The 20,028-nt window shown below is 68.9% G+C and carries 24 protein-coding genes, 1 tRNA gene and 1 pseudogene; 15 read left to right on the plus strand and 11 right to left on the minus strand.

Translation table 11 applies throughout. The features are described 5' to 3' along the window. Positions 1–12 precede the first annotated feature (12 nt). Positions 13–186, minus strand: a complete 174-nt coding sequence (locus VT50_RS40160; protein WP_276207292.1) for a VOC family protein — start codon at positions 184–186, stop codon at positions 13–15. Between VT50_RS40160 and VT50_RS02070 the strand changes: the two genes are divergently transcribed. Further along, positions 147–1,070 (plus strand): recombinase family protein, encoded by a 924-nt coding sequence (locus tag VT50_RS02070; protein ID WP_240529013.1) that lies wholly within the window; start codon positions 147–149, stop codon positions 1,068–1,070. The two genes, VT50_RS40160 and VT50_RS02070, sit on opposite strands and share 40 nt — an antisense overlap. Before the next feature lie 1,167 nt (positions 1,071–2,237). Further along, positions 2,238–2,759, plus strand: coding sequence for a nuclease-related domain-containing protein (locus VT50_RS02075; protein WP_240529014.1), 522 nt, complete (start codon positions 2,238–2,240; stop codon positions 2,757–2,759). 7 nt (positions 2,760–2,766) lie between these two features. On the opposite strand, the gene VT50_RS02080 is transcribed toward VT50_RS02075, so the two are convergent. Further along, complete coding sequence (locus tag VT50_RS02080) at positions 2,767–3,525, minus strand: GntR family transcriptional regulator (RefSeq protein ID WP_046084935.1); 759 nt, start codon at positions 3,523–3,525, stop codon at positions 2,767–2,769. Positions 3,526–3,783: 258 nt separating this feature from the next. Here VT50_RS02080 and VT50_RS02085 point away from each other — a divergent pair, with 258 nt between their 5' ends. The 13 genes from VT50_RS02085 (at position 3,784) to VT50_RS02140 (ending at position 10,686) form a co-directional block, all read left to right on the plus strand. Next, the gene (locus VT50_RS02085) at positions 3,784–4,113 is read left to right on the plus strand and encodes an SCO3933 family regulatory protein (RefSeq protein ID WP_046084934.1); all 330 of its coding nucleotides are present in this window, start codon (positions 3,784–3,786) and stop codon (positions 4,111–4,113) included. A gap of 3 nt (positions 4,114–4,116) precedes the next feature. Then, the gene (locus VT50_RS02090) at positions 4,117–5,499 is read left to right on the plus strand and encodes an FtsK/SpoIIIE domain-containing protein (protein WP_046084933.1); all 1,383 of its coding nucleotides are present in this window, start codon (positions 4,117–4,119) and stop codon (positions 5,497–5,499) included. Between the two features lie 82 nt (positions 5,500–5,581). Beyond that, complete coding sequence (locus VT50_RS02095) at positions 5,582–5,770, plus strand: hypothetical protein (protein WP_046084974.1); 189 nt, start codon at positions 5,582–5,584, stop codon at positions 5,768–5,770. Positions 5,771–5,850: 80 nt separating this feature from the next. Further along, positions 5,851–6,531, plus strand: coding sequence for a DUF2637 domain-containing protein (locus VT50_RS02100; protein ID WP_046084932.1), 681 nt, complete (start codon positions 5,851–5,853; stop codon positions 6,529–6,531). A 14-nt stretch (positions 6,532–6,545) separates the two neighbouring features. Then, the gene (locus VT50_RS02105; RefSeq protein WP_046084931.1) at positions 6,546–6,728 is read left to right on the plus strand and encodes a mobile element transfer protein; all 183 of its coding nucleotides are present in this window, start codon (positions 6,546–6,548) and stop codon (positions 6,726–6,728) included. 20 nt (positions 6,729–6,748) lie between these two features. Continuing rightward, positions 6,749–7,021: a hypothetical protein gene (locus VT50_RS02110; RefSeq protein WP_046084930.1), complete on the plus strand. Its 273-nt coding sequence runs from the start codon at positions 6,749–6,751 to the stop codon at positions 7,019–7,021. Positions 7,022–7,024: 3 nt separating this feature from the next. Then, on the plus strand, positions 7,025–7,273 hold the full coding sequence (locus VT50_RS02115; RefSeq protein WP_046084929.1) for a hypothetical protein: 249 nt from the start codon (positions 7,025–7,027) through the stop codon (positions 7,271–7,273). 91 nt (positions 7,274–7,364) lie between these two features. After that, positions 7,365–7,550 carry a hypothetical protein gene (locus VT50_RS02120; RefSeq protein ID WP_046084928.1) on the plus strand — a complete coding sequence of 62 codons (186 nt, stop codon included), beginning with the start codon at positions 7,365–7,367 and terminating at the stop codon, positions 7,548–7,550. Positions 7,551–7,555: 5 nt separating this feature from the next. Beyond that, the gene (locus VT50_RS02125) at positions 7,556–7,756 is read left to right on the plus strand and encodes a hypothetical protein (protein ID WP_046084973.1); all 201 of its coding nucleotides are present in this window, start codon (positions 7,556–7,558) and stop codon (positions 7,754–7,756) included. Further along, complete coding sequence (locus VT50_RS39490) at positions 7,756–7,932, plus strand: hypothetical protein (RefSeq protein WP_167396579.1); 177 nt, start codon at positions 7,756–7,758, stop codon at positions 7,930–7,932. Before VT50_RS02125 ends, VT50_RS39490 begins: the two co-directional genes overlap by 1 nt. Next, positions 7,929–9,338 carry a replication initiator protein RepSA gene (repSA, locus tag VT50_RS02130; RefSeq protein ID WP_046084927.1) on the plus strand — a complete coding sequence of 470 codons (1,410 nt, stop codon included), beginning with the start codon at positions 7,929–7,931 and terminating at the stop codon, positions 9,336–9,338. Before VT50_RS39490 ends, repSA begins: the two co-directional genes overlap by 4 nt. Next, the gene (locus tag VT50_RS02135; protein WP_046084926.1) at positions 9,335–9,523 is read left to right on the plus strand and encodes a helix-turn-helix domain-containing protein; all 189 of its coding nucleotides are present in this window, start codon (positions 9,335–9,337) and stop codon (positions 9,521–9,523) included. Before repSA ends, VT50_RS02135 begins: the two co-directional genes overlap by 4 nt. Continuing rightward, positions 9,523–10,686 carry a tyrosine-type recombinase/integrase gene (locus VT50_RS02140; protein WP_046084925.1) on the plus strand — a complete coding sequence of 388 codons (1,164 nt, stop codon included), beginning with the start codon at positions 9,523–9,525 and terminating at the stop codon, positions 10,684–10,686. Before VT50_RS02135 ends, VT50_RS02140 begins: the two co-directional genes overlap by 1 nt. Positions 10,687–10,754: 68 nt before the next feature. On the opposite strand, the gene VT50_RS02145 is transcribed toward VT50_RS02140, so the two are convergent. From VT50_RS02145 to VT50_RS02185, 9 genes and pseudogenes are all read right to left on the minus strand, one after another. Then, positions 10,755–10,830, minus strand: a tRNA-Arg gene (locus VT50_RS02145). Positions 10,831–10,957: 127 nt separating this feature from the next. Next, positions 10,958–12,748 (minus strand): IucA/IucC family protein, encoded by a 1,791-nt coding sequence (locus VT50_RS02150; RefSeq protein ID WP_046084924.1) that lies wholly within the window; start codon positions 12,746–12,748, stop codon positions 10,958–10,960. 185 nt (positions 12,749–12,933) lie between these two features. After that, positions 12,934–13,488 (minus strand): annotated as a pseudogene (locus VT50_RS02155) (GNAT family N-acetyltransferase); the annotation flags it as partial. Beyond that, positions 13,485–14,792, minus strand: coding sequence for a lysine N(6)-hydroxylase/L-ornithine N(5)-oxygenase family protein (locus VT50_RS02160; protein WP_046084923.1), 1,308 nt, complete (start codon positions 14,790–14,792; stop codon positions 13,485–13,487). The gene VT50_RS02160 and the pseudogene VT50_RS02155, both read right to left, overlap by 4 nt. 27 nt (positions 14,793–14,819) lie before the next feature. Next, entirely contained in the window at positions 14,820–16,406 is a 1,587-nt protein-coding gene (locus tag VT50_RS02165; protein ID WP_276207293.1) for a pyridoxal phosphate-dependent decarboxylase family protein, read from the minus strand. Between the two features lie 300 nt (positions 16,407–16,706). Further along, positions 16,707–17,591: a siderophore-interacting protein gene (locus tag VT50_RS02170; RefSeq protein WP_046084922.1), complete on the minus strand. Its 885-nt coding sequence runs from the start codon at positions 17,589–17,591 to the stop codon at positions 16,707–16,709. Between the two features lie 61 nt (positions 17,592–17,652). Then, on the minus strand, positions 17,653–18,678 hold the full coding sequence (locus VT50_RS02175) for an ABC transporter substrate-binding protein (protein ID WP_046084921.1): 1,026 nt from the start codon (positions 18,676–18,678) through the stop codon (positions 17,653–17,655). Between the two features lie 151 nt (positions 18,679–18,829). After that, the gene (locus VT50_RS02180; protein ID WP_046084920.1) at positions 18,830–19,840 is read right to left on the minus strand and encodes a PDR/VanB family oxidoreductase; all 1,011 of its coding nucleotides are present in this window, start codon (positions 19,838–19,840) and stop codon (positions 18,830–18,832) included. Then, positions 19,837–20,022 (minus strand): hypothetical protein, encoded by a 186-nt coding sequence (locus tag VT50_RS02185; protein WP_240529015.1) that lies wholly within the window; start codon positions 20,020–20,022, stop codon positions 19,837–19,839. The genes VT50_RS02180 and VT50_RS02185 overlap by 4 nt, the downstream gene beginning before the upstream one ends. Positions 20,023–20,028: the final 6 nt, after the last annotated feature.

Genomic DNA, 20,028 nt, shown 5'->3' on the forward strand with positions numbered 1-20,028 from the left:
TGGTCGCCGCTGCTACTTGCTGGGCGTCAGACTTTCGCGTGTGATGAGGCAGAAGGGGTGTCCAACTGGGTCGGCGTACACGCGGTAGCCGATTGGCTTGTCCGATCCTTCAAGCAACCTGGCGCCCAGGGTGAGTACCTTCGCCCCTGCCACATCCAGGTCATCGACCATCACATCAACACGCATCTGGGCCGGACGATCGGGATCGGGCCACTGGGGCGGCCGGAAGCCGCCTACACGCTAAAGGGCCACGGTCTCCGTGCCCGTTTCCACAGCAGACGGCCGTACTTGTCTCAGTCGTAGCCGCAGTCGGCAAAGAGTCGCACAGCCCACCGCCTCAACGAGGACCTGGCCCTCAACCCGCCACCCTCCGGCCGGACCCGTCACGCAAGCTCGGACGCTGGACCGAATCCAGCGTCCGGGACGTCCTCACCAATCCGAAGTACACCGGCCACCTGGTCTGGAACCGCCGCGCGATGAAGACCCGCAGCGGCAAGGTCAACCCGATCGAGGACTGGGTGTGGTCCCCGCGCTTCACCCATCCCCCGCTGGTCTCCCTCGAAGCCTTCGTCCGCGTCCGCGCGATCCCCCAGGAGCGCGAGCGCTCCCGCAGTGAACCCGGCACGAACACCGCCCACCCCCAGGCCGCCCGCACATACGCACCGCGCTCGTTCCTGTTCTGCGCGATCTATGAGCGGCGCATGTTCGGCAAGGCACGACGAGGCCGAGGCTTCTACGTCTGCGCCCCCAAACCCGAGTGCATCCCGCCGGACCATCCCAAGAGTCTGTGGATCAAGGAGACCTACCTCCTCGAGCCGCTGCACGCGTTCTTCGCCGCGCGGATCTTCGGTCCCGACCGACGGGAGCTACTGATCCAGACCAAGGAAGCGGAGATCACCAGCCACCGGGGGAAGGCGCCCATCCGGCAAGATCCCGCGCTCGTCGACGCACTGCCAGCCGGGCGGTGCGAGATCGCGAGACTCCCGACCCCATGCGCCGCCGGATGTTCGAAGCCTGCCGACTGCAGATCCACTACGACAAACGCACCAGCAGTGCTCGCTGCCGGGTAGTGCTCACCAGTGACACGGTCGACGCAACGGCCCGCATCGCCACAGAAGCGATGCGGGCCGACCGCACGGACGGGATCTCGTCTCCCATCTGCGTTGTGCCCCCGGCAGGATTCGAACCTGCGACACCCGCTTTAGGAGTTCGGCTCGCGGGCCCGTCCAGCGCCTGCTCGGCAGTTCCTACCTGGGGGCGTCGTGGTCGCTCAGAGCCGCCACTGTGTGCCGACATCCGTGCTTGTTGATGTCAGGCGTGGATGTCATCCCTCGCCCCCTACCTGCACTTTCACCACCCACCCTAACCACACTCCTCCCTAGCTCCCATCCCGTCGCCGTCGTCCCACACACCGTGGAGCGGGCGTGGTTCAGGGCGTCAAGGTGGAGCGCGCCACTGTACGAACGACCTTGACGCCCTGGGCCGCGTCTGCTCGGCTCTGCCTGGGACGACGGTGACGGGATGGGAGCTCCCCGCGCACGCCACGATGGACCTGCGGGCGCAGACGGGGCCCCCGCCATCCCGGACCCCGAGCGCCCCCGCCGGAGGCATGCTCTCTGGCCTGAGGCTGGCCGATCGGGTCTCACCACTCGACCCCCGGCCTTCTCGCCTGTGGGCGCGCGTCGGCGGACGGTGCGCGGCGCGGGCCGGAGGCAGGAGCAGAGCGCGACCGGGAGCCGGGAGCGCGCCCGGCGAAGCGGAGCGCAGCCGGGGACTTGATGAGGTAGAGAAACCTGTAACAGCACCGCACATACACAAGCCACACTGGCGCAAAACCCCCTCTTGGCGTGCGCTCGCGCGCGTGTTGACTTGGAAGCCTAAGATCGACGGTGGGGGAGGGAACGGTGGAAGAACTTCGTGTTCAACCGTGGCGACGGTATGGCCATGAGCGGCTATACGTGAACCGCTCTACGGACGGTGAGGCTGTTGCCTGGTATGACTGCAAAACCGGGTCATTATCCGTCCTTCATGAGGACTATCGGGACCTCGTCTTAACGGTTCTGACGCCCTATCTCACAAAGCCAGTCTCTTCAGCCACTGCCTCGGCTACACCGACTGCTGAACCCACACCACCATCACCGCCCCTGGTTATAGAAAGCGATGACGTATCTCTCAACCGCCCGGGGGATACTCTTCGACAGCACATCCTGTCCTTAGAGCCGAATGCGCTGCTGCGTGTGCTTGCGCGCTGGTGGAACATCAGCGAAGCCCATAGCTGGATAGTTGGCCTACGAGGCGAGCGTGTAACGGGAGCGCGTCTTGACCGACTCACAAAACATGGATGGCACGTACTGCATTCGATAGAGCTGCCTTCCGGGTCCGATATAGATCACATTGCGATTGGTCCACCTGGAGTGTTCACTGTGAACACTAAGCACCATCGCGGAAAGTCCATTTGGCTTGGCGACCACGCCATAACCGTCAACCGCGCATCGACACGATACGTCCAGATCAGTCAGTCTGAGGCAGCAGTTGCAGCAAAACGGCTATCTGCAACCTGCGGGTGGCCAGTTGAGGTACGACCTGTGGTAGCAGTCGTCGGGGCAGCCAAGATAGCCGCAAAGAGCGCCGTGCCCCCTGTGCTCGTCATGGACGGCGCTGAGGCTGATCGGAAACTGTCAGGGCTGACCCCCAACCTGTCACCAACCCAAGTCAGTCAGGTGTTCGCAGCGGCTCGCCAACGACGGACGTGGCAATAGCGAGCGATCAGGCATCGAAGTCGTATTCGAGCACGTAGGCGGCCGAATCAAGAACCATCTCATTGACTTCGACCGGGCGTCCCTCGTCGGCGAATGCCGTACGGCAGATGACGATTACGGGTGTGCCCATCGCCAATTCCAGTCGGTTCGCCTCGTCATACGATGGCATGCGAGAACGAATCTCTTCCCGGAAATGGACTGGCTTGTGCCCCAATTCCGCTAGTCGCTCATACACTCCGCCCGGACCGGTGTCTTCCTGCGTAATAGCCGATCCGGCAACGAGATCTGCCGGAAAGTATGACGTGGCCAACATGACTGGCTTACCGTCCAGCACGTATCGGCGACTTCGAACGCACGTTGCCTCACCCGTCTGGGCATTCAGAACTGCGCCGATGGGGTCGGGGGCTTCTTCTTCAGAAACTCGAATCTGATCCACAGCCAAGGTGCGGTCACCTATGTCGGCTGACCAGATTGATCGACCCGCTCCCCACTGATCTTGAGACAGTCGCTGAATACCGCGCCGCCTCAGCGGCCGGAAGGCGCGAACAAAGACCCCGACTCCCTTGCGGGACTCGGTGATGCCTTCGTTCTGCAACACACCAAGCGCCTGCCTGGCGGTCATGCGCGCGACCCCAAAGGTGGCCATGAGGTCGTTCTCTCCAGGCAGTCGATCACCCGGGCCGTACTCGCCCGCCTTTATCGCGTCGCGCAAGGCGTCGGCAATCCTCTGATACTTCGGCTGACGGTCGTTGCCCTCGGTGGCCATGACGCTCCCTCCTCTCTCTTCTCTAGACAGCTTAGGTGACGCGCGTGAGTCACTCACGCGCACACCCTCTCCTTTCCGCAGGCGCCAAGCCGAACCAGGTGGGACGCGCGCAAAACGACTTGCGCACGGCGGCGGCACATCCAGGCGGCCTGATCTCTAGAGAGGTATTGACGTCTCTAGAGACGTACGCTTCACTGGAGTCATCTCTAGAGAGGCTGCCCAACAGGAAGGCGCCTCGCAAGCAGAGGAGATGCACTCATGCCGTCCTTCAAGATCGACACTTCGACTGCTGTGGTGTTCGTCGCGACCGCGCCGACACCGAAGCTGGTGAATAAGCAGACCGGTGAGCGGGCCGTGGACCGGGAGACCGGTGCGGGCCTGTCCACGGTGGGTCTGCTGATCTCCGATGAGGGTGAGGGGAACCTGTACCAGGTGACCGTTCCCGAGACGGGTATCCCGGAGGGGCTGAACCCGGGCATGCCGGTGTCGGTGGTCGGGCTCAAGGCCCGTGACTGGGAGAACACCTTCAACGGCCAGACCCGTCACGGCATCTCGTTCCGTGCGACTGCGATCGTGGCGGGGGCCTGAGTCGTGTCGGACCTGGTGACGCTGCTGGAGATCGGTACCCCGCTGGCCGGGACTGCCGGGGGCCTCGGGTACGCCCGAGTCAAGGCACCGGCGGTCTACTGGTCGCTGGTGGGCATGCCGATCACACGCACTCGGTTCGCCTTCACCTACCGCACCACGATGGACGTGTGCGGCCTCACGGTCGCTCCGTCCCGCCTCCGGGCCTTCCTCTCCCGCACCGTCACCCGCAGCCGTGAGGCACAGCCGGTTCCGCCGAAGGTCCGCCGGGTCCGCCCCACCTCGACCGGACTGCGGGTGACGCTGCGCCTGCCCGCCGGGATGGAACCGGCCGACATCGCCGCCGCATCCAACCGACTCCGTCACGCCTGGGGCGTTCACGCCGTGCACGTGGTGGAGGTCAAGCCCGGCACGGTCGAGCTGCGCATGACCGGCTACGACGTGCTGCGCTGGGTCCGTATGCCCCGCCGGGTACCGCGTCGCCCGATGGTGATCCCGGTCGCGCGCCGCGAAGATGGGACCGCGTTCGTCCGGGACTACCGAGCGATCCCGCACGCCCTGACCCTCGGGGCGAACCAGTCGGGCAAGTCCATGTACCAGCGCAACCTGATCAAGGGACTCGCTGAACACCGGATCGCGCTGGCGGGGATCGACTGCAAACGCGGTGTCGAACAGGCCCCGTTCTCCTCCCGCCTGTCGGCCCTGGCCACCAACCCGGATGAAGCGTCCGGCCTGGTAGATGCGCTTGTGGATGAGCTGGAAGACCGCTTGGACCTGCTCAAGGAACACCAGGGCATCACCGCTGGTACCCCGGAAGTGGAGATCACCTCCGACATCTGGGGACTCCCGGCGGACAAGCGCCCGGTCCCGATCGTGGTCCTGATCGATGAGGTGGCCGAACTGTTCATGGTCGCCACCAGGAAGGACGAAGAGCGCCGGGATCGCATGGTCACCCAGTTGATTCGCATCGCTCAGCTCTCCCGGGCGGTCGGCATCTACCTGGAGATCTGCGGGCAGCGCTTCGGCTCCGAGCTGGGCAGGGGCGCCACCATGCTCCGCGCGCAGCTCACCGGCCGTGTGGTGCACCGCGTCAACGACAAGCAGACAGCCGAGATGGGCCTGGGGGACATCGCCCCGGAGGCGGTGTCGGTCGCTACCACGATCCCGCCGGACCGCCCCGGTGTGGCCGTGGCCGGTGACAGCTCCGGCGGCTGGTCCCGCATCCGCACCCCGCAGATCAGCATCAGCGAAGTCGCCGCCGTCTGCCGCCAGTTCGCGCACCTGACCCCGGACGTCCCCGCGATCGCCGCTTGGCGCCCGGTCGCCCCGGCCATCTCCGATCCGGCGGATGCTCCGTCGCTGGTCAAGCCCAAGCCGGTCACCGAGTAACACCCTCACGCACCACGGTCGGCGCGACCGCTTCGCGCCAGGTCCCTACCACCGCCATGCCTGAAACACGGGAGTGATCGTCATGGCCGCACGGAAGACCACCGCCCGGCGCACCACCAAGAAGACCACCGCCCCGGCCAAGTGCTCCACCTGCAAGGGCACCGGTGAGATCGCCACCGAGGTCCGCGTCGGCCGTGGACGCCGGAAGACCGGACACCACCAGACCGGACTCTGCCCGGACTGTTTCGGCTCCGGCCTCGCCTCCACCTGAACACCACGCCCCGGCGCCGGGCGGCAGACCACCGAGCCCCGCCTGGCCCCGGGCCTGACACCTCAAAGGAGGTGACCACCATGACCCGTTCGCTCCGTCTCGACCCCGTACTGATTCAAGCGCTCATCGCGGGGGCGCTGTCTTTCGCCCACCTGCATGACCTGGCCGAAGCCGCCGGACAACACGGCTGGAAAGCCTGGGCCTACCCCGTGTCCGTGGATCTGCTGCTGGTGGCCGCATGGCGCCGGATGCGCGCACTGCGGGCCGCTGGTGCCGACTCAGCCCGCGCCGCCTGGTGCTGGTTCATCATCGCGCTCGCCGCCTCTCTCGGGGCCAACATCGCCACCGCCGGACTGCTCGACATGAACCACATCCCGGCCGTGCTGCGCATCATCGTCGCCGGATGGCCCGCGCTGGCCTTCCTCGGCGGCACCCTCCTGGCCCACACCCCGACTCCCGCCGACGCCCCGGTTCCCGACCCCGCCCCGGCGGTGTCGCCCGACCTGGAACCGGCCCCTGACGTCACCGTGGACCGCGCCCCGGAACCCGCCCCCGAGCTGCCCGCACCCGCCCCTGATGCGCCCGCACTCGCCCCGAAGGCGCCCGCCGTGCAGGTGCCCCCGGCCCTGGTCGAGCACGCCCGCAAGATCGCCGACACCCACCACGCCACCACCGGCGCCCCGATCGACACCGACACCCTGCGCGCCCGCCTCGGTGTCCCGCCCCAGATGGCCGACGCCATCGCCGCCCAACTCACCTGAAAGGAGCCCCGCCCATGCGTCCGCACCGCTTCCGCGACGTGACCCGCATCGGCCCCGTCCAGGTCGGCACCCACAACGACCGCCGGGGACGCGAGAAGCACACCGCCGCCTGCACCGCCCCCGGCTGCGGTTTCTCCGCCGACTACCCGGACCGTTCCGCCGCCGAACTCGCCGCCCGCACCCACCGCTGCACCTGACCTGAGAGGAGGTGACCTTGATGCGCTACCCGGACGCACAGCTCCGTGCCGGACACCGCCCCGCGCACCTGATCCCGCCCGGCGCCGACCCCTCCCGCGTGGTCATCGTCCAGGCCCCGCCCCGCTCCTACACCGGGCCGATCCTGCTCACCATCACCATCACCGGCGGCATCGTCCTGATCATCATCGTCATCGCCATCACCTACCAGATGGCCGTGGCCGCTACCGCCGCCGCCATCCCCACTGTCGGCGGCGCGGGCGTAACGATCCGCCTCGCCAAGAAGGGCCGATAAGCCATGGGCCTCCGCGATCGGTACTCCAGCAAGAAGGAAGAGACCCCGGCCAACCCCGCCATGGCCGAGCTGGGCCGGGAGTACGCCAACGCCAAACGGCACGGCGACCGCAAGACCGTGCGCCGGATCGCCCGCCAGTTCGCCGAGCAGTCCAACGGCGACACCGACGCCGCCTCCTTCGAGCACGGCAAGAACACGTACGAGGCCATCCCGCCGGGCTACTCCAAGCCCCGACGCGGACGCCGCCACTAACGGCCCCCAGGGCGGCTCTCTCGCCAAAGACCGCCGCCCCGGGCGCCTCACCACCTTCCAGATCCACCGGACCCGAAAGGGAACCACCATCATGCCCCAGCACACCCATGCCCACACCTCCCGCTGCCCGGCCTGCGACGGCTTCCCCGTCGCCTCCATCACCACCGGCGCCCGGCACCGTGACGGCTCCCGCGTCACCATCCGCGTCACCTGCCCGGCCTGCAAGGGCACCGGAAACGCCACCCCCGCTCGCACCGTCGCCACGGCCGGGAAGTGATCGCCGTGGCCGACCTGACCCCCACCCCGGACTTCCCCGGCATCCGCATCGCCGACGGCCAGCAGACCGGCACGCCCTTCGCCGACTACGTGTGCCGCTGCGGAGCGAGCGACCGCGCCACCGGCACCAACGACGTCATGGACCTGGTCGCCGACTACACCGCCAACCACGGCCCCGCCCACCGCCGCGAAGGAGGTGGCCGGTGATGCCCAACCTCCTGAACTGGCGCGACAGCTCCCACTTCGACCGCACCGGCGACAAGCCCTGCGTGATCTGCACCAAGCCCACCCCGCTCCGCTCCGACAAGGGCAAGCCCGTCCACAAGGTCTGCGCGGAGGACTGGCTGGATGCCCACTCCACACCGCAGGAGGGCCGCCGGTGACCGACACCGCCACCATGGCGGGCCTGGACCCGGCCACCCTCGCCGACGTGCTGAGGCTGGCCGGGTCTCCGGACCTCGACCGCATCCAAGACCAGATCCGCCGCAACGGCGGCTGCGCCGACCCGATCCATCTCACCGGCTCCACCAAGACGCTCGACCCCACCACCGGCACGGTCCTGCACCACTACAGCACCGACGCCGAACCGGGCGGACGACTCCGCATCGCCTGCGGCAACCGCCGGGCCTCCCGCTGCCCGGCCTGCGCCTGGACCTACGCCGGAGACACCTACCACCTCATCCGCGCCGGACTCGTCGGCGACACCGCCAAAGGCACCCCCGACACCGTCCGCGAACACCCCCGCGTCTTCGCCACCCTCACCGCCCCCAGCTTCGGCCCCGTCCACAACCGCCCCACCTCCGGCTGCCGCTGCCGCACCCACCACCCCGAAGACGCCCCCGAACTGGGCACCGCCATCAACCCCGACACCTACGACTACGCGTCGGCGGTCCTGTGGAACAACCACGCCTCCGACCTGTGGCGCTACTTCACCATCTACCTGCGCCGGGAGATCGCCAAGCGGGCCGGACTCACCCAGAAAGCAGCCCGTGAGCAGTCCCGGCTGTCCTTCGGCAAGGTCGCCGAATACCAGAAGCGCGGCGCCGTCCACTTCCACGCGGTGATCCGCTTCGACGGACCCGAAGGACCGGGCACCCCGCCCCCTCACTGGGCCAGCGTCGCCCTGCTCACCGACGCCATCCGCGCCGCCGCCGCCCGCGTCGCCGTCGAGGTACCCCCCGTCGAGGACCAACCGGCCCGCACGCTGCGCTGGGGCACGCAGCTCGACGTGCAGCCGATCGGCGCCTTCGGCAACGGCGAAGAGATCACCGAACAAGCCGTCGCCTCCTACGTGGCCAAGTACGCCACCAAGGCCGCCGAGACCACCGGCACCGTGGACCGCCGCGTCGGCAACAAGGAAGCCCTCATCTTGCTCGAGGTTCCGGACCACCCGCGTCGGCTGATCGAAGCCTGCCTAGACCTGCACCCGCTCTACCCAGACCGCAAGCTCCTCGACTGGGCCCACATGCTCGGCTTCCGGGGCCACTTCTCCACCAAATCCCGCCGCTACTCCACCACCCTCGGGGCACTCCGACAGGCCCGCGCCGACTACCGCGCCGCCCAAGAGCGACGCGAACGCGGTCTGCCCGACCCCGACGACCACCCCGACCCCGACGACCACCCCGAGGCCACCACCCTCGTCGTCGCGCACTGGGCCTACGCCGGACATGGCCACACCCCCGGCGAATCCTGGCTCGCCGCCAACATCCGCCGCGACATCGCCGACGCCCGCGAAACCGCCCGCCAAGCCCTGTCAGACCTACAAGCCCAGGAGGGGGACACCGCATGACCGCCAACACCGAAGACCTGCTTACCGTGCCCGAAGTGATGATCCGCCTCCGACTCGGCCGCTCCAAGGTCTACGACCTGATCCGCTCCCGCCGCCTCCCCTCGATCACCATCGACCGGGCCAGGCGCATACCCGCCAGCGCCGTACGCGGCTTCATCACCGACAGGCTTGAGGAGGCTGCCTGATGGCCGCTCAGCGCAAGCGCAACCCCAACGGGGCCGGAACCATCACCAAGCGCAAAGACGGCCGCTACCAGGCCGCTGTGTACGTTCTCCAGCCGGACGGCACCCGGGCCCGCAAGTTCGCGTACGGCAAGACGTGGGCCGAGTGCGACGCCAAGCGCCGTGTCCTGCTGGCCAAGGTAGACGGCGGTATCCCTGTGCCGACACGGTCGGCCAAGCTGAGTGAGTGGCTGCCGTACTGGCTGGAGCACATCATCAAGCTTCGCCGCAAGATCAGTACCTTCGACAAGTACGAGGCTCACGTACGGCTCTACCTGGTGCCGATGATCGGAGCCAAGCGGCTGGAGTCGCTGGGCGTCGCCGACGTGCGACGTTTCCTCGTCCAGTTGGAGAGGAAGACCACCGCCGCCACGGCCAAGGAGTCGCACCGCGTACTGCGTACCGCGCTCTCGGCTGCGTGCCGGGAAGAATTGATCACGCGCAACGTAGCCAGTCTCGTGGAGCCACCTCGGGCCAAGGGGCGAGAGCTGAGCCCGTGGACGCTGGACGAGACGCTGACGTTCCTGGCCGCCGCTCGACGCGATCCGCTCTATGCGGCCTTCGTCCTTGCCGTCACGATGGGACTGCGCCGGGGTGAGATCGTCGGGCTTCGCTGGGCTGATGTCGACCTGGAGAAGCGTGTGCTCTATGTACGCCAGCAGACACAGCGACGGCGCGGTGTGCTGTACGACGATGACCCCAAGGGGCGACGTCGCCGGGCAGTACCGCTTCCCGTTATGTGCGTCGCTCCGCTGCGTTGGCACCGGTTGCGGCAGGCAGACATTCGGGAGCGGGCCGGGGAGAAGTGGCAGGGTAGTGGGCACGTCTTCACCACCCGCACCGGGCGCCAGGTCGAGCCGCGCAACATCTACCGCTCCTTCACCCGAGTCGCTGAGAGCGCCGGGCTCCGGGTGATCCGACTGCACGACGCCCGGCACGGCTGCGCCACTCTGCTGACGGCCGCCGGGGTCGCTCCGCGTGTCGTGATGGAGATCCTGGGGCACAGCCAGATCAGCATCACCATGGACGTGTATACGCACGTCGTCCAGGACACCCAGCGGGAAGCCATCAGCCACATGGACCGGCTGCTCAAGCGGCGCCCCGGCCCTGGTGGCGGCTCTGGTTGACCGCTGCCGTTGATGTCAGAAGTAGATGTCAAACGCCCCGGGCCATGATCGGCTCGGGGCGTTTTGGCTGGTGCCCCCGGCAGGATTCGAACCTGCGACACCCGCTTTAGGAGAGCGGTGCTCTATCCCCTGAGCTACGGAGGCCCGGCGTCGGGGCGGCGTGGTGGTGCCGTCGCGGCGCGCCGTCACAGTGTAGCGGGTCGGGTAGGTGGGCGTTCGGGTGCTCCGGGGGTGGTGAGGGGGCGAGTGGGTCCCTGGGGGCTTCGGGTGGTTAGGGGTTTGCTTTCAGTCCCGCTATCGGGTTCTTCAGGGTGCCGATCAGCTGGAGTGCGCCGGCCGGGTCCTGGAGGTCTACCATTTCGCGGTTGTTGCGGAGCTGGAGGCGGTTGAGGCAGGAGAGGGCGAAGTCCTGGGCGAACATGTCGTACTGGGTGAACTTGTCCGCGAGGTGGGGGGCCGAGCGCTGGTAGGACAGGACGCAGTCGGCGACCGTCTGCCAGAAGGTGTCTTCCTCCAGTAGGCCCTCGCTGACGAGGATGCCGTTGAGGAAGCGGAGGAAGCAGTCGAAGACGTCCGTGAAGATCGAGAGGAGTTTCTTGTCCTCGGGGACGTCTACGCGGATGCGTTCCACGGTCGGGGGGAGGACCGCGGTGGGGTCCATGACGGCGATCTCCTCGGCGATGTCCTTGAAGATCACGCGCTGGACGGCGCCGTCCTCGATCACCAGGATGACGTTCTCGCCGTGCGGCATGAAGACCAGGTCGTAGGCGTAGAAGCTGTGCAGCACCGGGGTGAGGTACGCGTCCAGGTAGCGGCGTAGCCAGGTGGCGGGGGTGAGGCCGGATTCCTCGATGAGGGCGCTGACGAAGGAGGCGCCGTCGGGGTCGGTGTGGAGGAGGGAGGCCATCGTGGCCAGGCGCTGGCCGGGTTCCAGGGACGGGACGGGGCTCTCGCGCCACAGGGCCGCCAGCATCTTGCGGTACGGCGAGCCCTTCGCCGTGGCCGTCTCGTACTGGCGGTGGTGGTAGCCGATGGCGGCTCGTTCCCGGATGATGGAGAAGCCCTTCGACCGGAAGGTCTCGTCCGAGGCGATCAGGGACGCCAGCCAGTCGTTGATGGCCGGTGTCGCCTCCATGTACGCCGCCGACAGGCCCCGCATGAAGCCCATGTTCAGCACCGACAGCGCGGTCTTCACATAGTGCTTGGACGGGTCGCTGGTGTTGAAGAACGTCCGGATCGACTGCTGGGCCAGGTAGTCGTCGTCGCCGGGGCCCAGGCATACCAGGTGGTGCCGGGCGACCTCGGCGGCGAAGCTGACCGACAGCTTGTTCCACCACTGCCAGGGGTGCACCGGCAGCAGGTGGTAGTCGGCCGGGTCCAGGCCGAGGTCGGTGAGGGTCCGTGCGAAGCGGGCGCGGGTTTCCTCGCTCAGTTCGGAGTGGATCAGGGCGTCGTAGTCCAGGTCCGCGGAGGACGTGAAGGTGGAGCGGTCGCGGCGGGCGGCGAGCCAGATCAGCTGGACGGGACTCGCGGTCTCGGGGGCGTACGAGAGGTACTCGTGGATGCCGAAGCCCAGGCGGCCGTTGTTGGCGACGAAGCAGGGGTGGCCCTCGGTCATCCCCGTCTCGATCTCCTGGAAGCCGGACTTGGCCAGCTGTGCGGCGGCCTCCGGCTCGCCCGCCAGTTTGAAGGCCGTCCCGGACAGAGTGGAGCTGATCTCCTCGAGGTAGACCGGGAGGATGTCCTCGCTCAGGCCGAGCCGCCCGCGCAGCTCGATGAAGAAGTCCAGCGCGTCCAGGGGGAGTTCGGTGCCGGTCCGGTCGTGGCGGGTGATGCTGTCCGCCTCGACCAGCCAGTGGTCCAGGGCGAGGACCTGAGCGGCGAAGCGGTAGGTCACCGCCCCGTCGTCGCTGGTCACGGCGTAGCGGCCGTCGGGGCCGAGGAGCTCGGGCGTGAGCAGGCGCTCATGGGTGAACTCGGCGAGGGCCTTGCGGATGAGGAGGCGGCCCGCCCGGTCCCATAGGTCGGGGGCGAGGTGGGCGACGGCGTCGCGGGGGCTCATCGGGTCACTCCTTGGGCGTCGCGGGTGGTGTGGGTGGTGTGGGTGTCGCGGTCGGCCCGGTTGGTCTGAGTGGTCTGGGCGTCCCGGTCGGTCTGTCCGTCCCGACCACCCCCGTCGTCCCGACCACCCCCGTCAGCCCGTGTCCCCCGTCCCCTCCGTACCGCATCCGCGGCAAGCGCCGCGCGCGCCGTCTCGAATCGCTCGCGGGTGCAGATGCTGAGGTACGCGTCCTTCTCGGGTTTGGCGATCCGCTCGACGATCTCGAAGCCCACGGCCGCGTTGAGCGCGTGCACCGCGTCGTTGCGCACATCCGGCTCCACGACCACGCGCCGGACGTGCGGGTCGGAGAAGCAGAACTCCATGACGGCCGTGATCACGGCGAGGGTGAAGCCGTGCACCGGGGTGTCGGTCGGCGCGCACAGGAAGTGCATGCCGACGTCCCCGGGCCGGGACGGGTAGAGACCGGCGAGTTCCACCCGCGACGGGTCGTAGCGCTCGGCCAGGAACGCCGGGCGCCCCTCGTGCAGGCCCATGAACGCGTCATGGTGCGGATGCTCGTGGATCCTGCGGTACTCGGCGGCGACCTCCGCCTCGTCCGCCTCCCGCATCATCCAGTACGACGCCTTGGGGTGGGTCACCCAGCCGTGCAGCAGCGCGGCTTCGGTCGCCGGGTCCAGGTCGCGCAGGGCGAAGGTACCCAGGCGCGAGTCGGTGTGCTCGAAGAACGGCGAGGGGGTCATGACACGGCTCCTTCCGGTGCGCCGAACTCCTGGAAGGCGATGGACTTCTCCACCGGATAGTGCTCCCGCCCCAGCAGCTCACGGATGATCCACGAGTTGCGGTACGGGCCCATGCCCAGATCCGGGGAGGTCAGGCTGTGGGCGTGGGTGGCGCCGTTCTGGAGGAAGATGCCGCGCCCGGTGGTGTCGACGCTGTAGTTGCGGGCGACGTCGAAGCGGCCGTGGCGGTCCCAGCGGACGCGGTCGCGCACCGGGTCCAGGAAGGCGGGCACCTGGTAGCGGTAGCCGGTGGCCAGGACGAGGCCCTGGGTGGTGAGCGAGAAGTCCCGCTCCTGCTCGGTGTGGCGCAGCCCGAGGGTGTACGTGGCGGACTGCTCGTCGTACGCCGCGTCGGTGAGCGCGGTGTTGGTCAGCATTCGCGTGGGTACCGGGCCGGTCACGCTCTTCTGGTACAGGAGGTCGAAGATGCCGTTGATGAGGTCGGCGTCGATCCCCTTGAACAGGCCCTTCTGCTCACCCTCCAGCCGGTAGCGGGTGTCCTCGGGCAGCGCGTGGAAGTAGTCCACGTACTCGGGCGAGGTCATCTCCAGGGTGAGTTTGGTGTACTCCAGCGGGAAGAAGCGCGGGGAGCGGGTCACCCAGTTCAGCCGGTAGCCGTGGGTGTCGATGTCGGCGAGCAGATCCTGGTAGATCTCGGCCGCGCTCTGGCCGCTGCCGACGATGGTGATGGACTCCTTGGACTGCAGTGCCCGCTTGTTCGCCAGGTAGTCGGTGTTGTGCAGCAGATCGCCGCCCAGGCCCCGGCACACCTCGGGCAGATACGGCGGGGTGCCGGTGCCCAGCACCAGGTGGCGGGCGCGGTGGGTGGTGGTCTCGCCGCTGGCGGGGCGCAGGGCGCGCACCGTGTAGAGGCCGTCGGCCTCGTCGTACTCGACGCCGGTCACCTGGTGGCCGAAGCGGATGGACGGGAGCTTCGCGGCGGCCCAGCGGCAGTAGTCGTTGTACTCGGCGCGCAGCGGATAGAAGATCTCGCGTATGTAGAAGGAGTACAGCCGCCCCGATTCCTTGAGGTAGTTGAGGAAGGAGTACGGGGAGGTGGGATCGGCCAGGGTCACCAGGTCGGCCATGAACGGGGTCTGGAGGGTGACGCCGTCCAGCAGCATGCCCGGATGCCAGTCGAAGTCGGGCTTGCTCTCCAGGAACAGCCCGTCGAGTTCGTCGATCGGCTCGGTGAGGCAGGCGAGGCCCAGGTTGTAGGGGCCGAGCCCGACCGCGATGAAGTCATGGGTGTGCGGGGTGGGCACGAGGATCTCCGGCGGGGGTGAGGGGGCTCAGCTGGCGCGCGAGTGGCGGGGTCCGCCGAGCTCGGGCTCGATGTGGAGGGCCAGGTACTGACCGGCGTGTTCGGCCAGCAGGTCGAGGACGTACGCGATGTCCCTCAGCGAGGTCTCCGGGTTGAGCAGGGTGAACTTGAGGTAGTGACGGCCGTCGACGACGGTCCCGGCGACGACCGCCGCACCGGAGGCGGCCAGCGCCTCCCGGGCGTGCAGATTGGCGCGGTCGACGAGGTCCGGGTTCAACGGCCCGCCGGACGGCGGTACGTAGCGGAAGACCAGCGTGGACAGCTGGGGCTCGGTGACCACCTCGTAGCGCGGATCGGTGTCCAGCAGGGACCATGCCCCGGCGGCCCGCTCCACCACCTCGTCGAAGAGCGCCCCGACGGCGTCCGCGCCCATGATCCGCAGGGTCAGCCAGAGCTTGAGCGCGTCGAAGCGGCGGGTGGTCTGGATGGACTTGTCCACCTGGTTGGGGATCAGTTTCCGGGCGCTGCGCTCGGGGTTGAGGTAGTCCGCGTGGTACGTGGCGTGGCTGAGCGTGGCGCGGTCGCGGACCAGGACGGCGCTGGAGCTGACCGGCTGGAAGAAGGACTTGTGGTAGTCCACGGTCACCGAGTCGGCGCGCTCGATGCCGTCCAGGAGGTGGCGGCGGGTCGGGGAGGCCAGCAGCCCACAGCCGTACGCGGCGTCCACGTGCAGCCAGGTGCCGTGCCGCGCGCTGAGCTCGGCGATCTCGGGCAGCGGGTCGATGGAGCCGAAGTCGGTGGTGCCCGCGGTGGCCACGACGGCCATGACGATCAGGCCCTCGCGGCGGCAGCGGTCCAGCTCATGGGCGAGGGAGACGGTCCGCATCCGGCGGTCCTGGTCGCAGGGGACCGGGATGACGGCCTCGTAGCCGAGCCCCAGGATGGCGGCGGCCTTCTGGATGGAGAAGTGGCTGACCTGGGAGGTGAGGATGCGCAGCCGGGGCAGGAGCGCGGATTTGGCGATCGTCTCGCCGGCGGCGACGGCCTTCTTCTCGGCCAGGGCGCAGGCCTCGTCGCGGGCCAGCAGCATCGCCTGGAGATTGGACTGGGTGCCGCCGCTGGTGAAGATGCCGTCCGCGGCCTCGCCGAGGCCGATGCGCTCGGCGGTCCAGTCGATCAGCCGACGCTCGATCAGGGTGCCGCCGGCGCTCTGGTCCCAGGTGTCGAGCGAGGAGTTGACGGCGGAGAGTACGGCCTCGCCCAGCAGTGCGGGGATCACCACGGGGCAGTTGAGGTGGGCCAGATAGCGCGGGTGGTGGAAGTAGACGGCGTCCTTGAGGTAGACGCCCTCCAGCTCCTTGAGCGCGGCGTCCGGATCGCCGAGCGGGCGCTCCAGGTCGATCGCGGAGACCTCGGGGGCGAGGTCGGCGGGGGTGACGCCGGTGAAGGGGCGCTCGGTGCGGGCGACGGTGGCGGCCACCAGGCTGACGCCGTCGGTCACGGAACGCCGATAGCGTTCCGCCGTACGGCCGTTGAAGAGGTGGGCCCTGCCATCCGCCGCCCCGGGTATCGGCTCCGGCGACGGGTCCTCAGCGGTCTGCGCGAGGAAACTCACGGTCTGTCCCTTCTGGAAACGAGCATGCGGGCGTGCGGATGGCCCGGGCATGCGAATGGGTGGGGGGAAGCGGCCCGCGGGCTGTGGGGGAGGGGTGGCCCGCGGCCTGACGGCACGGTGGGCGTGCGGGGGCGCCGGACCTGGCGGCGGGCGCGCCGGGGGCGCGCCGAGCGGCCGGCCGCCTGGCGTCCAGCGGTCGGTCCTGTGCGGTCCTTGAGACGGATTCAGTTGTGGGGTTGGGCTGTGCGGTGTGGTTGTGGATCCGGCTGTGGGGCGGAGAGCGGGTACGGCGGTGGGGGGTCAGTCGTCGGTCGCGGGGCCGGTGCCCGACACGGCCTCCTCGACGAGCTGCTCCTCACAGGCGCCCAGCCGCCAGTAGCCGGTGAAGGTGACCGCCTTACGGTCGACGCCGCGCTCGCGCACCAGGTGGCGGCGGAGCGCCTTGACCGTTCCGGCCTCGCCCGCGATCCAGGCGTACGGCGTGCCGGAGGGCAGCTCGGCCGCGCCCACCGCGTCCAGCAGCAGGGCGGAGCGCGGGGTGCCGGGGGCCACGGCGTCCCGGACCAGCCAGGTGATCTCGGCTTTCGCTCCGGTGTGCAGCTCCTGGATGTCGTCTGCGTGCTGGACCTCGAGCCACACCCGTACGGGGAAGTCGGCGGGCAGCCATTCGAGGATGCCCGCGATGGCGGGCAGCGCGGTCTCGTCGCCGGTGATCAGGGCCCAGTCGGTCCCTGACGGCGGCCGGAAGTCCACCCCGCCGTTGTCCTCCACCACCGGGCCCAGCAGGGTGACGCGGTCGCCGGGCTCGGCGCGCGCGGCCCAGCGGGCGGCCGGGCCGCTGTCGTGGTGCAGCGCGAAGTCCACGTCGATCTCGTCGGGGTCGCGCCGCTGTTGGCGCACCGTGTACGAGCGCATGATGCCGCGTTCGGCCGGGTCCATCGCCCGCCAGGTGGTGAACCAGCCCTCCCCGGCCTCGACCGGCACCACCGGGGCGGGCTGGCCGGGGTGCGGCAGGAAGAGTTTGAAGCGCTGGTCGCGGCCGCCGCTGGTGAAGTCCTTCAGACAGGTGCCGCCGAAGGTGATCCGCGCCATGGACGGTCCGAGCGAGCGGGTCCTTACGACCCGCGCGTCGAAGAACCGGAACGGTACGGCGGTGGTGGCGGTCTTGATGGCTGCGGTGGTCATGGGAGGAGGGTCTTCCCTTCGCTTGCCGTGGGGAGGCCGGGGCCAGCCGGTCGGCTGACCGTCAGCTGACCTTCTTCGCGTCCTGGATGGCCTTGGTGAGGGATTCGACGAACGGGGCCGCGCCGGCGTACGAGAAGCGCGGCTCGCTGCTCCAGGGGGTGATCTGACCGGCCTTGACCGCGGCCAGCTTGGACCAGGTCGGCTTGGAGGTCAGGTCCTTGGGCTGGAGGGTCGCGGTGCGGTTGTCGAGGAAGAGCACATCGGCGTCGTACTTGTCGGCGTTCTCCCAGCTGAGGCTCTCAAAGTAGCCGCCCTTGTCGGTCTTTTGGGGGACGACGAAGTCGACGCCGAGCTCGCTGAAGTAGATCAGGTCGGCATTGATCTTCGGGTTGGAGACATAGAAGAGATCGGCGCTGGCGGAGCACGCCATGACCTTGATCTTGTGCGATTTGACGGTTTTGCGCAGGGTCTCGGCGGCCTTCTCGAACCGCGCCTTGGCGTCGGTGACCTTCTTGGCCTTCAGATCGGCGCCGAGCGCCTCGGCCAGCGCGGCGTAGCGCTTGATGGGCTCGAGCATGGAGACCCGGCCGGTGGCGATGGCGGCGCTGGGGGCCAGTTGCAGGATCTTCTTCTTGCTGTCGTCCGGTATGTAGAAGAGCGCTCCCGGGTCGTACATGTTGGTGATCAGCAGATCGGGGCTGAGCGAGGCGTACTTCTCGACGTTGAACTGCCCCCAGGTGTTGCCCAGGGACGTGGCCTGGTCGACGGGGAAGTCGCCCGCCTGGACGTCCGGCTTGCCGTTCTTCAGCGTGGTCGGGCCGAAGACGCCGGTGATCTGCTTCTCGATGCCGAAGTCGTAGAGCGCGGCCGCCGCGGCGATGTAGGCGACGATGTGCTGCGGCCGGCCGTCGAGGCTGATCTTCTTCTTGCGGTCATCGGTGAACGACCAGGAGCCGCCGCCGTCGTCACCGCCGGAGCCCGAACCGCCGTTGTCCCCGCAGGCGGTGACCAGCGCTCCGAGTCCGAGGGCGCCGCCAGCGGCGAGTAGACCGCGGCGGGAGAGGGGGAGTGCTCTGGCCTGGCGCATGAAGGTGCTCTCTCTCGATGCATACGGGGACGTGGTCACGGGACGGCAACCCGAAGACGTAGTTAGGCTAACCTAACCAACCTGTTTGTCCAGTGGGCGGGGTCGTTCCGAACCTCACATCGAGGGGTTCATACGGCCGTTCAGCGCGGAATCACAGGTCCAGCACCAATCGCGGGCCACGGCACCGTGAGACGCAGATCATCATCGTCTCGCCCGAGGCCCGCTCCTCGTCGGTGAGCACGGAGTCATGGTGGTCCACCTCCCCCTCGACCACGTCCGTCTCACATGTGCCACAGGTGCCCTCCTCGCAGGAGTACAGCACCGGTACCCCCGCCGCCTCGACCGTGCGCAGCACGCTGCGCTCCGGCTCCACGGTGAGCGTCAGCCCGGAGCGGTTGAGCACCAACTCGAAGGCCCGGCCTCCCGGTTCGCCGCCCGCCCCGTCGTCACGGGGCTGGAAGCGCTCGGTGCGCAGGGACCCCTCGGGCCAGTCGCGGCACGCCGCCTCGGCGGCCTGGAGCAGCGGCTCGGGGCCGCAGCAGTAGACGAGGGTGCCGGGACCGGCCGGGGCGGTGCCGGACCCGGCCGGAGCGGTGTCGGGGTCTACCGGGGCGGTGAGATGCGGCACGAGGTCGAGCGGCCCCTCCTCGTCCTGTGGCACCAGGCACACCTTGTCCCCGTGCCGGGCGGCGAGCTCGTCCGCGAAGGCCATCGAGGCGCGGGTGCGCCCGCCGTACAGCAGCCGCCAGTCGGCGCCCGCGGCCTCGGCGGCGGCCGTCATGGGGAGGAGCGGGGTGATGCCGATGCCGCCCGCGATGAACAGGTAGTGGGCCGCCGGGCGCAGCGCGAAGTGGTTGCGCGGCCCGCGCACCCGCACCGTGCTGCCCTCGGTGAGGGCGTCGTGCACATGGGCGGAGCCGCCGCGCCCGGCGGGGGCGCGGAGCACCGCGATCCGCCAGGAGGCGCGGTCGGCGGGGTCGCCGCACAGCGAGTACTGCCGGGTCGGGCCCGTGTCGAGGACGAGGTCGAGATGGGCGCCGGGCGCCCAGTCGGGGAGGTCGCGGCCCGCCGGGTGGCGCAGCGTCAGCGCCACCACATCCGAGGCCACCTCCTCCCTCCGGGCCACGAGCAGGGTGTCCTCGTACTCGCCGCCGGGGTTCATGAACGGGGCTCCTTACGGTGGCCGGTGGGCTGGTGTTCAGAGGGACCGGCGGGATGGTGCCCGCTGGGGTGGGCGAGCATCCACTGCCACAGCTCGACCGGGTCCTCGGCGGTGCGCTCGGCGCCGCAGTGGCAGATCCCGTGCAGTACATCGGTGCCGGGCAGCCAGTCGATCCGGTACACCTCGGC

It is taken from the genome of Streptomyces antioxidans, assembly GCF_000968685.2.
Lineage (GTDB): Bacteria > Actinomycetota > Actinomycetes > Streptomycetales > Streptomycetaceae > Streptomyces > Streptomyces antioxidans.